Source organism: Streptomyces sp. NBC_01689 (assembly GCF_036250675.1).
Lineage (GTDB): Bacteria > Actinomycetota > Actinomycetes > Streptomycetales > Streptomycetaceae > Streptomyces.
Map to the genome: position 1 here is coordinate 4,676,320 of NZ_CP109592.1, position 14,547 is coordinate 4,690,866.

General features: G+C 73.4%; 13 protein-coding genes. 8 read left to right on the forward strand and 5 right to left on the reverse strand.

Features of this window, described 5'->3' with window-relative positions; genetic code table 11:
- Positions 1-37: 37 nt before the first annotated feature.
- Positions 38-709 carry a response regulator transcription factor gene (locus tag OG776_RS19840; protein WP_148012298.1) on the reverse strand — a complete coding sequence of 224 codons (672 nt, stop codon included), beginning with the start codon at positions 707-709 and terminating at the stop codon, positions 38-40.
- 83 nt (positions 710-792) lie between these two features.
- Positions 793-1,998 (reverse strand): sensor histidine kinase, encoded by a 1,206-nt coding sequence (locus tag OG776_RS19845; RefSeq protein WP_329321941.1) that lies wholly within the window; start codon positions 1,996-1,998, stop codon positions 793-795.
- A gap of 118 nt (positions 1,999-2,116) precedes the next feature.
- Between OG776_RS19845 and OG776_RS19850 the strand changes: the two genes are divergently transcribed.
- On the forward strand, positions 2,117-3,157 hold the full coding sequence (locus tag OG776_RS19850; RefSeq protein WP_329321944.1) for an SAM-dependent methyltransferase: 1,041 nt from the start codon (positions 2,117-2,119) through the stop codon (positions 3,155-3,157).
- Here the strand turns inward: OG776_RS19850 and OG776_RS19855 are convergent.
- Positions 3,122-4,273 (reverse strand): NADH-quinone oxidoreductase subunit D, encoded by a 1,152-nt coding sequence (locus tag OG776_RS19855; RefSeq protein WP_148012301.1) that lies wholly within the window; start codon positions 4,271-4,273, stop codon positions 3,122-3,124. The two genes, OG776_RS19850 and OG776_RS19855, sit on opposite strands and share 36 nt — an antisense overlap.
- 31 nt (positions 4,274-4,304) lie before the next feature.
- On the opposite strand from OG776_RS19855, the gene OG776_RS19860 reads away from it, so the two are divergent.
- Together OG776_RS19860 and OG776_RS19865 are read left to right on the forward strand one after the other, a co-directional pair.
- Positions 4,305-4,808: a PH domain-containing protein gene (locus OG776_RS19860; protein ID WP_148012302.1), complete on the forward strand. Its 504-nt coding sequence runs from the start codon at positions 4,305-4,307 to the stop codon at positions 4,806-4,808.
- Positions 4,805-6,247: a PH domain-containing protein gene (locus OG776_RS19865; RefSeq protein ID WP_329321947.1), complete on the forward strand. Its 1,443-nt coding sequence runs from the start codon at positions 4,805-4,807 to the stop codon at positions 6,245-6,247. The genes OG776_RS19860 and OG776_RS19865 overlap by 4 nt, the downstream gene beginning before the upstream one ends.
- A gap of 228 nt (positions 6,248-6,475) precedes the next feature.
- Here OG776_RS19865 and OG776_RS19870 read toward each other — a convergent pair whose 3' ends face one another.
- Together OG776_RS19870 and OG776_RS19875 are read right to left on the reverse strand one after the other, a co-directional pair.
- Complete coding sequence (locus tag OG776_RS19870; protein WP_329321949.1) at positions 6,476-8,122, reverse strand: hypothetical protein; 1,647 nt, start codon at positions 8,120-8,122, stop codon at positions 6,476-6,478.
- A 460-nt stretch (positions 8,123-8,582) separates the two neighbouring features.
- Positions 8,583-9,710, reverse strand: a complete 1,128-nt coding sequence (locus OG776_RS19875; protein ID WP_148012304.1) for an alpha/beta hydrolase — start codon at positions 9,708-9,710, stop codon at positions 8,583-8,585.
- 224 nt (positions 9,711-9,934) lie between these two features.
- On the opposite strand from OG776_RS19875, the gene OG776_RS19880 reads away from it, so the two are divergent.
- From OG776_RS19880 to folK, 5 genes are all read left to right on the forward strand, one after another.
- The gene (locus OG776_RS19880; protein WP_329321952.1) at positions 9,935-11,740 is read left to right on the forward strand and encodes a phosphatidylglycerol lysyltransferase domain-containing protein; all 1,806 of its coding nucleotides are present in this window, start codon (positions 9,935-9,937) and stop codon (positions 11,738-11,740) included.
- 188 nt (positions 11,741-11,928) lie between these two features.
- Positions 11,929-12,789 (forward strand): dihydropteroate synthase, encoded by an 861-nt coding sequence (gene folP / locus OG776_RS19885; protein ID WP_148012306.1) that lies wholly within the window; start codon positions 11,929-11,931, stop codon positions 12,787-12,789.
- Positions 12,786-13,301: a nuclear transport factor 2 family protein gene (locus OG776_RS19890; protein WP_329321954.1), complete on the forward strand. Its 516-nt coding sequence runs from the start codon at positions 12,786-12,788 to the stop codon at positions 13,299-13,301. Before folP ends, OG776_RS19890 begins: the two co-directional genes overlap by 4 nt.
- Before the next feature lie 249 nt (positions 13,302-13,550).
- Positions 13,551-13,910, forward strand: a complete 360-nt coding sequence (folB, locus tag OG776_RS19895; protein WP_148012308.1) for a dihydroneopterin aldolase — start codon at positions 13,551-13,553, stop codon at positions 13,908-13,910.
- Positions 13,907-14,518, forward strand: coding sequence for a 2-amino-4-hydroxy-6-hydroxymethyldihydropteridine diphosphokinase (gene folK / locus OG776_RS19900; RefSeq protein ID WP_148012309.1), 612 nt, complete (start codon positions 13,907-13,909; stop codon positions 14,516-14,518). The genes folB and folK overlap by 4 nt, the downstream gene beginning before the upstream one ends.
- The last annotated feature ends 29 nt before the right edge of the window (positions 14,519-14,547 follow it).

Here is a 14,547-nt window from a genome sequence, read left to right on the forward strand (position 1 = left end):
CCGGCCCGCCCGGCCCGCCCGGCCCGCCGCCGGAGGATCAGCGGTGCCCGCCCGCCCGGACCAGCCCGGTCTCGTAGGCGAGGACCACCACCTGCACCCGGTCCCGCAGCCCCAGCTTCGTCAGGATGCGGCCCACATGGGTCTTCACCGTCGCCTCGGAGAGCACGAGACGGGCGGCGATCTCACCGTTCGACAGACCCTGCGCGACCAGGATCATCACCTCGCGCTCGCGGTCGGTCAGCCGCTCCAGCCCCTTGTGCCGGGGCTCCTTGCCGGCGTTGGGCAGCATCGGCGCGAAGCGGTCGAGCAGGCGCCGGGTGGTGGACGGCGCGACCACCGCGTCCCCGCTGTGCACGGAGCGGATCGCGGTGAGCAGCTCGCCGGGCGGCACGTCCTTGAGCATGAAGCCCGAGGCACCCGCCTTCAGCCCGGAGAAGGCGTACTCGTCCAGGTCGAAGGTGGTGAGGATCAGCACCTTCGGCGGGTCCGGCTCCGAGCAGATCCGGCGGGTGGTCTCCACCCCGTCCAGCTTCGGCATGCGGACGTCCATCAGCACCACGTCGACGGCCGTCGCCCGCAGCACCTGGAGGGCCTCGACCCCGTCGCCCGCCTCGGCCACGACCTCCATGTCCGGCTGGGCGGCGAGCACCATCCGGAAACCGGTGCGCAGCAGCACCTGGTCGTCGACGAGCATCACGCGGATCGCCATCGGAGTCCCTTCACTTCACTCACTTCACTCACTTGACTTGCCTACGGATCGGACGTGCCCGCGGTTCGGCACGTGTACAGGTGTCAGTGCGCGGGCTTGAGCGGCAGCAGGGCGCTGATGCGGAAGCCTCCACCGGGGCGCGGTCCCGCGTCCAGGGTGCCGCCCACCATCCCGACCCGCTCACGCATCCCGATCAGACCGTGCCCCTGCCCGTCGGCGCCCCCCTCCTCGTACAGCTCGTGGGGCGCGCCCTTGCCGTCGTCCTCGACGAGCAGGCCGAGGCCGTCGTCGAAGTAGACCAGCCGCACGCTCGCGCCGGTGTTCGGGCCCCCGTGCTTGCGCGTGTTGGTGAGCGCCTCCTGCACGATGCGGTACGCGGTGAGCTCCACGCCGCTGGGCAGGGGGCGCGGTGTGCCCTCGACCTTGAAGTCGACGGGCAGCCCCGAGGTGCGGCACTGCTCGATGAGGTCGTCGAGCTGCTCCACGTCGGGCTGCGGCACGTACTCGCCGACCTCCTGGTGTTCGCCGGTGCGCAGGACGCCGAGCAGGCGGCGCATCTCGGCGAGCGCCTGCCGGCCGGTCCCGGAGATGGTCTCCAGGGCCTTCCTCGCCTGCTCGGGGGCGGTGTCCATGACGTAGGCGGCGCCGTCGGCCTGGACCACCATCACCGACACGTTGTGCGCGACCACGTCGTGCAGCTCGCGGGCGATCCGGGCGCGCTCGGCGGCGACGGCGACCTTGGCCTGTGCCTCGCGCTCCTTCTCCAGCCGGGCGGCGCGCTCCTCCAGTTGGGCGAGATAGGCCCGGCGGGTGCGGATGGAGTCGCCGAGGACCCAGGCGAGCGCGAACGGCACCGTCTGGAAGACGGCTATCAGGACGTTGCCCAGCGAGCTGGAGTCCGTCTGGGGCCAGCGGATCTGGGAGAGGGTCGCCGCGCACAGACCGCCGGCCAGCGCGAAGCGGGAGGCCCAGCGGGCGCCGTCCGCGGCGACGGTGTAGATGATCACCAGCATCGCGAAGTCGGCGGGCACCACCTCGACGTCCAGGATCAGCTGCGCGAGGCCCATCGCGGCCGCCAGGACGAGCATCTTCTCGGGCATGCGGCGGCGCAGCGCCACGACGAGGCTCAGGATCACGGCGATCGGGAGGGCCGTCGCACGCGACCCGTGGTGGCTCGCAGCGCCGTTGACATTGGTGAGGCTCACGGCGGAGATCCCGAACAGGACGACGGCCCAGAAGCCGTCGACCCACGTCGGGTGTCTGCGGAGGAAGTCATAAAGGCGCTGCACGTAACCCAGAGTAGGGAAGCGTGCAGTGTGCAGGGGTCAACCGGAGGGCCGATCCGGGAGCGGTGCTCGTACTCCCCAAGGTGGAGGCTCCCCCGTTCCCGGCGCCTAGTCTGAGCCGGTGACCCAAGAGACGGCGGGCGAGTGGCGGGGCTGGCGCGAGGCGACGCGGGAGGCGCTGTACGGCCCGGCGGGCTTCTACCGCGGGCCCGAGGGGCCGGCGGGCCACTTCCGGACGTCGGTGCACGCGTCCCCGCTCTTCGCGGCGGCCGTGGCGCGGCTGCTGTGCCGGGTCGACGAGGCCCTCGGCCGACCCGCCGCGCTCGGCTTCGTCGACATGGGGGCCGGTCACGGCGAACTCGTGACGGGTGTCCTCGCCGCCCTCCCCGCCGACGTGGCCGCCCGCACCCGCGGGTACGCCGTCGAACACGCCGGCCGCCCCGCCGGACTCGGCCCCGGCATCGAGTGGCTGGCGGAGCCCCCGCGCGGGATCACCGGGCTGCTCTTCGCCAACGAGTGGCTGGACAACGTGCCGGTGGACGTGGCGGAGGTGGACCCCGAGGGCGTACGGCGGCTGGTCCTCGTACGGGCCGAGGACGGCTCCGAGCGGCTCGGGGAGCCCGTCACCGGGCCCGGGGCGCGCTGGCTGCGGGACTGGTGGCCGGCGTCCGGCGAGGGGACCCGCGCCGAGATCGGGCTCCCCAGGGACACCGCCTGGGCCGGGGCCGTGGCCACCCTCGACCGCGGTCTGGCCGTCGCCGCCGACTACGCCCACCCCGCCGCCGCCCGGCCGCCCTTCGGGACGCTCACGGGCTTCCGGGAGGGCCGGGAGACGCGCCCGGTGCCCGACGGGTCGTGCGACATCACGGCGCACGTCGCCCTCGACGCGTGTCTGCTGCCCGGGGGGCGGGTGGTGACCCAGCGGGCCGCGCTGCGCGCGCTGGGCGTGAGCGGAGCCCGGCCGCCGCTCGCGCTGGCCTCCGGCGATCCCGCCGCCTACGTGCGCGCCCTCGCGAGCGCCGGGGAGGCCGCCGAGCTCACCGCGCCCGGCGGCCTGGGCGACTTCGGCTGGCTGCTCCAGCCGGTGGGGGCGGACCGGCCCGGCGACCGCGCCCGGTTCGACGCCCTACTTGTCGATGTCGCCGACCACGAAGAACAGTGATCCGAGGATCGCCACCATGTCCGCGACCAGCGTGCCGGGCAGCAGCTCGGTCAGCGCCTGGATGTTGTTGTACGAGGCCGAGCGCAGCTTCAGCCGGTACGGGGTCTTCTCGCCCTTGCTGACCAGGTAGTAGCCGTTGATCCCGAGGGGGTTCTCGGTCCACGCGTACGTGTGGCCCTCGGGCGCCTTGAGGACCTTGGGGAGGCGCTGGTTGACCGGCCCGGGCGGCAGCTCGGCCAGCCGGTCGAGACAGGCGTCCGCGAGGTCGAGCGCGTTGTGCGTCTGCTCCAGGAGGCACTCGAAGCGCGCCAGGCAGTCGCCCTCCTGCCGTGTGACGACCTTCAGGGTGTCCTGGAGCTCCCCGTACGCGAGATACGGCTCGTCCCGGCGCAGGTCGAAGTCGACCCCCGAGGCGCGCGCGATGGGTCCGCTCACGCCGTACGCGTGCACGGCCGCCGGCGCGAGGACGCCGACGTCCCGCGTGCGCCCCCGGAAGATCTCGTTGCCGAGCACCAGGTCGTCGTACACGCCCATCCGCGAGCGCAGGGCGGTGACGGCGCCGCGCGCGCGGGTGGTCCAGCCGGCGGGGAGGTCCTCCTTGAGGCCCCCGACCCGGTTGAACATGTAGTGCATGCGCCCGCCGGAGATCTCCTCCATCACGTGCTGGAGCTCCTCGCGCTCGGTGAACGCGTAGAAGATCGGCGTGATCCCGCCCAGCTCCAGGGGGTAGGAGCCCAGGAACATCAGATGGTTGAGGACGCGGTTGAGCTCCGCGAGCAGCGTGCGCAGCCACACCGCGCGCTCGGGGACCTCCATGCCGAGCATCCGCTCCACGGCGAGCACCACGCCCAGCTCGTTCGAGAACGCCGAGAGCCAGTCGTGGCGGTTGGCGAGCATGACGATCTGGCGGTAGTCGCGTGCCTCGAACAGCTTCTCCGCGCCGCGGTGCATATAGCCGATCACCGGCTCCGCGTGCTGGATGCGTTCGCCGTCGAGCACGAGCCGCAGCCGCAGCACGCCGTGTGTCGACGGGTGCTGGGGCCCGATGTTGAGCACCATGTCGGTGCTTTCCGCGGCGCCGCCGATACCGATGGTGGTCTCCGTCTTGGGAGTCATGCACACAGTCTGGCGTACGTACCCTTGCGGCATGGAAAAGCGGAGCACGGAAGCCGCGCCCGACACCGCCGCGGAGCCGGTCTGGACCGGGCTCCCGCCGGGCCTGCTGCGGATGCGCCGGCTGTTGCTGGTGGTGTGGCTGGGGCTGCTGACGGTCGCCGTCGCCCTCCTGCCGGGGCTGCTCGCGGGGCCGGTCTGGGCGCTCTTCGCCCTGCTCCCGCTCGCCCTGACGGCGTGGGGATGGCGGATGCTGGGCCGCAACTGGCGCTCCTGGCGGTACGCCGAGCGCGCGGACGACCTGCTCATCAGCCGCGGGGTGCTGTTCCGCGAGGAGACCGTGGTGCCGTACGGCCGGATGCAGCTGGTCGAGGTGACCTCCGGACCCGTCGAGCGGCACTTCGGGCTCGCGAGCGTGCAGCTGCACACGGCGGCCGCCGCGACGGACGCCCGCATCCCGGGCCTGCACCCGGCCGAGGCCGAGCGGCTGCGCGACCGGCTGACCGAACTGGGCGAGGCCCGATCGGCGGGACTGTGACCACGCCGGCGCCGGACCCCCGGGACCTCGTCCGGGAGGAGAGGCCGCTGGTCGAGCGGCGGCTGCATCCCGTGACGCCGTTCCGGCGGGCCTGGGCGCCCGTCGCCGTGATAGCCGGGTGGGCCGTGCACGACCCCGACCAGGCGCAGGAGCAGCTGACCCGGCTGACGACGACGGCCCTGCTCATCGGGCTCGCCGTGATCGTCCCGGCGGCCGCCCTCTACGGCTTTCTCAGCTGGTGGTTCACCCACTTCGCGGTGACCGAGACCGAACTGCGCATCCGCACCGGCCTGTTCTTCCGGCGGACCGCGCACATCCGGCTCGACCGCCTGCAGGCCGTCGACGTCACCCAGCCGCTGCTGGCCCGCGTGGCGGGCGTCACCAAACTCAAACTCGACGTCGTCGGCGCCCACAAGAAGGACGAGCTCGCCTTCCTCGGCGAGGACGACGCCCGCGCCCTGCGCGCCGAACTCCTCGCCCGCGCGGCCGGCTTCGCCCCCGGGACGGCGCGCGAGGTCGGCGAGGCCCCGGTGCGCCGGCTGCTGCACGTCCCGCCGGGCGTCCTGGCCGTCTCGCTGGTCCTCACCGGCGCGACCTGGGGCTCCCTGGCCGCCGCGCTCGTCGTGCCGCCGGTGCTCTGGTTCGCCACCCACAGCGTGTGGTCGGTCCTCGCCACCGGGGTGCCGCTGCTCGGCGCCGCGGGCGCGAGCAGCGTGGGCCGGTTCGTCGGCGAGTACGACTGGACGGTCGGCGACTCCCCCGACGGCCTGCGCATCGACCACGGCCTGCTCGACCGCACCCATGAGACGGTGCCGCCGGGGCGCGTGCAGACCGTACGGATCATCGAGCCGCTGCTGTGGCGGCGGCGCGGGTGGGTACGGGTCGAGCTGGACGTGGCCGGGTCGTCCAACTCCGTCCTGGTGCCGGTCGCCCCGCGCGAGGTCGCCGAGTCCGTGATCGCGGGCGTCCTGCCGGGGGTGACGGTGCCGCCCGCCCCGGCCCGGCCGCCGCGCCGTGCCGGATGGCGCGTGCCGTTCTGGTGGCGGGGGTACGGACTCGCCGTCACCGACACGGTGTTCGCCGCGCGCCACGGCCTGCTGCGCCGCAACCTCTCCCTCGTACCGCATGCGAAGGTCCAGAGCATCCGCCTGACGCAGGGGCCCTGGAAGCGCCTCCACGGCCTCGCCGACGTGCATGTGGACACGGGGGCCGACGAGACGGTGACAGCGCGCCTGCGTGGCGCCCAGGAGGCCACGGAGCTGCTCCGGGCGCAGGCGGACCGGTCACGGACGGGGCGCCGGGAGGCCCGCCCGGACCGCTGGATGGCGGCAGCCGCGGAGGGCGATGCGGTGGGCGATGCCGAGGGCGCCGTGAAGGACGACGCGGGAGGTGCCGTGGAGGGCGCGGACGGCCTCGACGGGGTGACGGACGAGGTCTGACGCGGAGGTCCGGCGCGGGAGGTGCCGTGGAGGGCCTGGACGGGCGTGGCGCGCGAGGTCGGCGCGGGGGCTGGTGTGGTCACCCGGTGCGCGCGGCTGGTGCGTCCGGTGCGTACGGCCCGGGTGCCGCCGGGGCGCACGGCCGGTGACGGCGTCGAGGGCAGTGGCGCGCCGCCACTGCCCTCGGGGTCACGGACGCCCGGCGTTCCGGGCGGGGGGGAGCCGCGGTCAGGAGACCGCGCTCCGCAGCACACCGACGTCGATGTGCTCGGTCTCGTCGTGCGCCGTCAGGTCGATCACCTGGCCGACCCCGCGGGACCCCTCGTCGACGGGCTTGAATCCGGCCTCGGCCTCGGCCTTGTGCAGGGCGAGCGCCTCCTGGCCGACCACGTCCGCGAGGTCCTCGTTCTGCACCGACTCCATCGCGTCGGACGACGTCTCCTGCTGCGTGCCGAAGAAGTCGAACCCGCCCTCGACGGACGGCCGCCGCGCGGGCGCGGTCGGCACGACGGCGACCGCGGTCGGCACGGTGAAGTGCCCGGAGGGACGCATCGGCTTGGCGGGCTTCACCGGCAGGGCCGCCTCCTCGGCCGCCGGAGACGCCTTCGCGTGGACCGGGGAGGGAGCGGGCGTCTGCGCGGGGATCCGCGACGGCGCGGTGTCGGTGCGCGTGTGCTCACCGGCCGCCTCGGACGCCGTGGACGGACCGGTCCCGGCCGCCTGCTCGTCGGAGCCGTCCGCGGACGGGGCGGCGTCGGTGGCGTCGGCGCGCGCGGGCTGCTGGTCCGAGGGGTTCAGGGGCGCGGCGGGCGCGTCGTGCGCGGACCCGTCCGCCCGGGAGTCGCCGGGCCCGGCACCCGCGGAGGCGCCGGGTTCGTCGTCCTGCGGGACGGACTCGGCCTCCGGGTCGGGGTCCGGCTCGGGGTCGGACTCCGCGCTCGGTCCGGTGCCGGCGTCCGCCTCGGACTCCGTGCCGACGGCCGTGTCGGACTCCGCGTCGGCGTCCGCGTGAGCGTCGCCGTCGGCCTCGGTGGCTTCGGGGGTTTCGGTGGAGTCGGCGCCCGGGGAAGCGGCGTGGTCGTCATGGTCGTCGCGCGCGTCGCCGTCCGCGCCGGCCTCCGCGGCACCGCCCGTGATCCGGCTGAGCGCGGCGTCGGCGCGCAGGAAGAGCGACGAGCCGGCCGGGGAGAAGGCTTCGGCGGCCTCGGCAGACGCCGCGGCCTCGGACACCGGCTCCTCGCCGGCCTCCTCGTCCGCGGTCACCTCGGCGTCCGTCTCCTCGCCCGCGACGGCCACGTCCTCGGGTGTCCGCGCCGGGTCGGCCGTCCCGGCGGTCTCCGGCTCCGCGGAGCCCTCGGCGTCCACGGAGCCCTCGGAGTCCGCGGGTTCCCCCGCCGCGGGCAGCTCGGGCACCGGAGCCGAGCTCTCTATCTCGAGCAGCCGCCGGCCCTCCAGCGCGCTGGCCCGCTCGGTCTCCGCCGTGGCGTACCGGCGCAGCAGCGCCGCGTGCTCGTTGCGCAGACCCGCCAGCTCCGCCCGCCTGGCCCGCAGCGTGCGTTCGAGCTTGGCGCGCAGCTCGCGCGACTCGTCGAGGTCCGTCTCCAGTTCGGCGACGCGCTCCTCGTGACGCCACTCGTCGCTCGCCCGCGCGCGCGTGAGATCCGCGACGCGCTTGCCCGCCGCCGTGTCCCAGCTGCGCATGACGACGGCACCGGCGACAGCGGTCACCGCGGCGCCCGCCGCCAGCATGCGGAGCACACCTGGCTCCGTGAACAGCCAGGGCCCCACGGCGCAGACGAGCGAGACGCCCGCGATCGCCGAGGGAGGCAGCAGCCTGTGCAGAGGCGGGGAATGGCGATGACGTCCACGTGGCATGGCCAGAAACTTACCGCGCGTAGGCGAATCGTGGAGCCCCGCCCGGTAAAAACACAGCCACCCCGAAACCTTCATGACACCCCGGCGGCCCCGGAGGAGATCACTCACCCCGGAAGGACCACCGCGTACCCACCGGAGGCGGGTGCCCCGGGGGCCCGCGGCCCTTCGCGGCTGCTGATCAGCCGCTACGTCCCGGCCCCCTGGTCCGGACCGGCCGTCCGCACCGGCCGTCCTGACGGGCCGTCCGGACGCGCGTCATTCCGAAAGGCCCTTCCGGATCGCGTTTCTCCTCGAATGGACGGCGTAAGGGCCGCGGAACGTGGCGCGAAACGGTCGACGGGAATTCTCCTGATCTTCTCCGCGGTTCCGGTCCCCCGCTCGGCGGGAGCCGTCGGCACGGCCCCCGGGAGACCGTCGGCAGCCCTCCGGGAGCGCCCCGCCGGCGCTCCCGGACGGAACGTCAGCGGTCGCTGAGCATCCCGCTGATCCACTGCAGCGTCCCCGGGATCTCCCTCCGCCACGTGTTGAAGTTGTGACCGCCGCTGTCGAGGATGATCGACGCGATCCCGGTCCGCCCCGTGGCCTTCACCTGGTCGATGAACCGCAGCGTGTCCCGGTAGTTGTGCTCGCCCACCTTGCTGCTGGTGACCAGCAACGACGTGGTGGGCGCCGGGTTGTGCCGCAGGTACCAGCGCAGGTCGGCCGCGTTGCGCAGCAGGCGGTTCCCGTGGAAGAGGTCGCCCGTCGTCGGGTCGATCGGCGCCCTGTAGTAAGGCGACAGGCCCGCCGCGGCGGCGTACGTCCCGGGGTGGTGCACGGCCAGCTTCAGCGCGCAGTACCCGCCCGTGGAGTCGCCGATGATCCCCCAGCTCCCGGGCTTCTTGCCCACCCTGTAGTGGGCCGCGACCACCTCGGGAAGGTCCCGCGCGAAGAAGGACTCGGTCTGGGGTCCGCCCGGGATGTCGACGCACTCGGTGTCCCGCGGCGGCGCGACCGTGGGCCGCATCATGACCAGGATCATCGGCTGCATCCTGCCGTCCTTGGCCAGTTCATGGGCCGTCTGCGGGTAGTGCAGCCCCTTGATGAGCGCTTCCGCGGTGCCCGGGTACCCGGTGAGGACCACGGCCGCCGGGAAGGTGCGGGTGCGGTAGCGCGACTGGAAGTACTCGGGGGGCAGGTACACGTAGGCGGGGGTCGCGATGCGGCTCGTACGGCCGACGATGTCGACCTTCTGGATCTGCCCGCCGACCTGTGGCCGGGCACCGCCCGACACGTTGACCTGCCGGGTGTCGACCACCTGGAGGGGACCGCCGGCCCCCTCCCGGCCCGAGTGGTCGACCACCACGCCCTGACCGCTCTCCTGGCCGAAGAGGTCGGCCCAGGTCGCGTAGAACCCGAAGGCCTGGTTGGCGAACAGCCCGAGGGAGACGAAGACGGCCAGCTGGGTGACCAGGAGCATGCCGATCCGTCCGCCGACGGCCCGCCAGCCGCGCCGCGCCAGCCGTGGCCACCACCACACCGTGCCGACGAACAGCAGCACGGCGAACAAGATCGCCAGCACCAGCACCTTGTTGCTTGTGAGACCCATGGGCTGTTCCGCCTGCGCTTCCCGTCCCGGGCCCGCTCCGCGCCTTCGCAGGAGCTTGCCCCGGACTTTCCTTGCCTTTTGAACCGGCTTTCCGATGGGGAGTGAACCTGACCCCCCAAGACACCGTCCTAGAGGGCGCAATGTCGCCGGATGCCGGAATGGGACCGGAATCAAGGTCTCTCGCAGAACTACGGGATGCGATGTCTGTCAGGATAGATGGGGAAATGTCGGGTGGGGTTCCAGACCGAACAGGTGGGACGCGGCGCATAGTCCGTGGTCCCCGCCCTGAGGCCGTCCCCGCCCTCGTCGCCAGGGCCTGCACACTCGTAGGGGTCCTGGACATCGCCGCCGGCGTCTTCCCGCGCTTCCGGCGCAGCCGTATGCACGCCCTGGCCGAGGTGCTGCCGGGCTCGTTCGGCCCCTTCGCCGCGGCGCTGTCGCTCAGCGCGGGCGTGCTCCTCCTGCTCCTCGCCCACGGACTGCGGCGCCGCAAGCGCCGGGCGTGGCGCGCCGCCGTCGTCCTGCTGCCGGCCGGCGCCGTCGCGCAGTTCGCGTACCGCCATTCGCTCATCGGCGTCGTCATCTCGCTCGCGCTGCTGGCACCCCTGCTGCGCCACCGGAGCGAGTTCGAGGCGCTGCCCGACCCGCGCAGCCGCTGGCGGGCGCTCGCGAACTTCGTCCTCATGGGCGCCGGTTCCCTCGTCCTCGGACTGGTCATCGTCAGCGTCCACGAGGACCGCATGGTCGGCGATCCGAGTCTGGCCGACCGCATCGCCCATGTGCTCTACGGCCTGATCGGCTTCGAGGGCCCCGTCGACTACGCCGGACCCACCTCCTGGACGGTCGCGTTCTCGCTCGGCGCCCTCGGCTGGCTGACCGCCGTCACGACGATCTATCTGGCCTTCCGTCCCGAACACCCCGCCGCCCGCCTCACGGAGGACGACGAGACGCGGCTGCGGAGCCTGCTCGACAAGCACGGCGGACGCGACTCGCTCGGTCACTTCGCGCTCCGCCGGGACAAGGCCGTCGTGTTCTCGCCCAGCGGCAAGGCGGCCGTCACCTACCGCGTCGTCTCCGGGGTCATGCTGGCCAGCGGCGACCCCATCGGGGACGTCGAGGCCTGGCCCGGCGCCATCGAGCGCTTCATGGACGAGGCCAAGGCCCACTCCTGGACCCCGGCGGTGATGGGCTGCTCCGAGACGGGCGGTGAGGTGTGGACCCGCGAGACCGGCCTGGACGCCCTCGAACTGGGCGACGAGGCGGTGGTGGACGTCGCGGATTTCTCCCTGTCCGGGCGCGCGATGCGCAACGTGCGCCAGATGGTCAAACGCATCGAACGGGCCGGCTACGAGACCCGGGTGCGGCGCATCCGTGACCTGAGCGAGGGCGAACTGGACCGGATACGCCGCGCCTCGGAGGCCTGGCGCGGCACGGACACCGAACGCGGCTTCTCCATGGCGCTCGGCCGCATCGGCGACCCGTCCGACGGCGACTGCCTGATCGCCACCGCTCACAAGGCCGACGACGTCCCCGGCCCTTACGGCGACCTGAAGGCCGTCCTCCACTTCGTCCCGTGGGGCACCGACGGGGTCTCCCTGGACCTCATGCGACGCGACCGCGCCGCCGACCCCGGCATGAACGAGCTCCTCATCGTGGCCGCCCTGGAGGCCTCCCCCCGGCTCGGCGTCGCGCGGATCTCGCTCAACTTCGCCATGTTCCGCTCCGCGCTGGCACGCGGCGAGAAGATCGGCGCGGGGCCCGTGCTGCGCGCCTGGCGAGGACTGCTGGTCTTCCTCTCCCGCTGGTTCCAGATCGAGTCCCTGTACAAGTTCAACGCCAAGTTCCGCCCGCGCTGGGAGCCCCGCTTCGTCGTCTACGGCTCCTCCCGCGACCTTCCCCGCATCGGCTTCGCCGCCATGCAGGCGGAGGGCTTCCTGAACCTGGCCCTGCCCGGTCTGCTCCGCCGCCGCGTCCGGGCCCCGCGCCCCTGCGCGCACGGGGTGACGGAGCGCGGGGTCAGAGCCGCCTGACCGCCGGTCCGGACGCGCACGAGGGCCCCTCCCGCCGGCCAGGGGGCCCTCGCCCGCACCGCCGCGGGCCCGCACGCCGGGGAGGGCCCGCAGAAGCGGCCCGTACCCGCCGCGCGACCGTCCGTCGCCCCCGGCCGGGGGCGACCCGCAGAGGATTCCGGCCCGCACCGGAGGCCTAGGCTGGTCGTATGAGCACTGAGCGCCGGCGCGGCCACGTCGCGGGACTGCCGACCTGGGACCGCTGCGCGGTCATGGGAGTCGTCAACGTCACGCCCGATTCCTTCTCGGACGGCGGACGCTGGTTCGACACGACGGCCGCCGTCAAACACGGCCTCCACCTGGTCACCGAGGGCGCCGACCTGGTGGACGTCGGCGGCGAGTCCACCCGCCCCGGCGCGTCCCGCGTCGACGAGGCGGAGGAGCTCAAGCGAGTCGTCCCGGTCGTGCGGGGCCTGGCCTCCGAGGGCGTCACCGTCTCCGTGGACACGATGCGCGCCAGCGTCGCCGAGCAGGCGCTCGCCGCCGGGGCCGCCCTGGTCAACGACGTCAGCGGCGGTCTCGCGGACCCCGCGATGATCTCCGCCGTGGCCGCGGCGGGAGCCCCCTTCGTGGTCATGCACTGGCGGGGCTTCCTGGAGGGCGGCAACGTCAGGGGCACCTACGCGGACGTCGTCTCCGAAGTCGTCGACGAGCTGCACGCACGCGTGGAGGCCGTTCTGGCCGGAGGTGTCCGCCCCGACCGGATCGTCGTCGACCCGGGCCTCGGCTTCTCCAAGGACTCCGCACACGACCTGGCCCTCCTCGCCCACCTCGACCGGCTGGCCGGCCTCGGCCGTCCACTCCTGGTCGCCGCGTCGCGCAAACGGTTCCTCGGCCATGTCCTCGCGGGTCCCGAGGGCGCCCCGCCGCCGGCCCGCGAACGGGACGCAGCCACCGCCGCCGTCTCCGCGCTCGCCGCCCACCAGGGCGCGTGGGCGGTCCGTGTCCACGAGGTACGGGCCACCGCCGACGCGGTACGCGTCGCCCGGGCCGTCGAGGGAGCCCAGTGAGCGCACCGCGCACCGACGTCGAGCAGGTCGAACGCGCCAACACCGCGTTCTACGAGGCGCTGGAGACCGGCGACTTCGAAGGGCTGTCGTCCCTGTGGCTGGCCCCTCTCGACACGGTCGGCGACAACGACAACGACACCGGGGATGGGGTCGAGGGCGAGGAGGCGCGGATCTCCTGCGTCCATCCCGGCTGGCCGGTCCTGAACGGCCGCGGCGAGGTCCTGCGCTCGTACGCGCTGATCATGGCGAACACCGAGTACATCCAGTTCTTCCTCACGGACGTGCACGTCTCCGTGGCCGGCGACACCGCGCTGGTCACCTGCACCGAGAACATCCTCAGCGGCGGCCCCGCACCCGACGACAGCGACGAGCTCGGCCCGCTGGTGGGCCAGCTGGTCGTCGCCACGAACGTCTTCCGGCGCACCGACGACGGCTGGAAGCTCTGGTCGCACCACGCCTCCCCCGTCCTCGCCGAGTCCGGCGAGGACGAGGACGAGGAGACACCCGGTTGAGTGGGCCGGCCCCCCGGCGGGACCAAGAAGTGGTTGGAATCACGAACCGCCGGGTATGGGCCGCTCCCGACCCGTGAGCCGCCGCGTTCCCCAGGGGAAACACCCGATGAAACCTCGTGACCGTCATGTGGGGGCCCGCCCCCGCGGGCCGACACTGTCAGTGCCCGCAGGTAGATTCGACCGCAGGCCGGTGTGCCGACCGCACGCGGTGCACGACGGGCCCTACCGACGATTGCAGGAGTGATTCGCGTGGATCGTGTCGCGCTGCGCGGCCTCAAGGCTCGCGGACACCACGGTGTCTTCCAGAAGGAACGCGAGGAGGGACAGCCCTTCATCGTGGACCTGTCGCTGGGCCTGGACACCCGGCCGGCCGCTGCCGACGACGACCTGACGAAGACCGTGCACTACGGCGTCGTCGCCGAGGAGGTCGTGGCCATCGTCGAGGGCGAGCCCGTCGACCTCATCGAGACGCTCGCCGAGCGCATCGCCCAGGCCTGCCTGAAGCACGACGGGGTAAGGGAGGTCGAAGTCTGCGTCCACAAGCCGGACGCGCCGATCACGGTCCCCTTCGACGACGTGACCGTCACCATCACCCGGAGCCGAGTATGACTGCGTCCTACACCGAAGGCCAGAGCGACCCGACGGTCCAGCCGGTGCCCGCCTCCGTGGTGGAGCGCGTGGACGCGGCCGACACGACCCTGCAGAACCCGAAGCGGGCGGTCCTCTCGCTCGGCTCGAACCTGGGCAACCGGCTGGAGACCCTCCAGGGCGCCGTCGACGCCCTGGAGGACACCCCCGGCGTGCGCGTCAAAGCGGTCTCGCCCGTCTACGAGACGGAGCCGTGGGGCGTCGAGCCCGGCAGCCAGCCCTCGTACCTCAACGCGGTCGTGGTGCTCAGGACCACCCTCCCCCCGTCCTCGCTCCTGGAGCGGGCGCACGCGGTAGAGGAGGCCTTCGACCGGGTCCGCGACGAACGCTGGGGCGCGCGCACCATCGACGTGGACATCGTCGCGTACGGCGACGTCGTCTCGGACGACCCGGTCCTGACGCTCCCTCACCCGCACGCTCATGAGCGGGCCTTCGTCCTCGCCCCCTGGCACGACGTCGATCCCGAGGCCCAGCTGCCCGGCCGCGGCCCGGTGGGGCAGCTCCTCGCCGGCGTCGGCCGCGAGGATGTCGCGCCCCGCGCCGACCTGGAACTCCGGCTGCCCGAGTAGTCGTTAAGGTCAGGACGACCAGAGGCCGG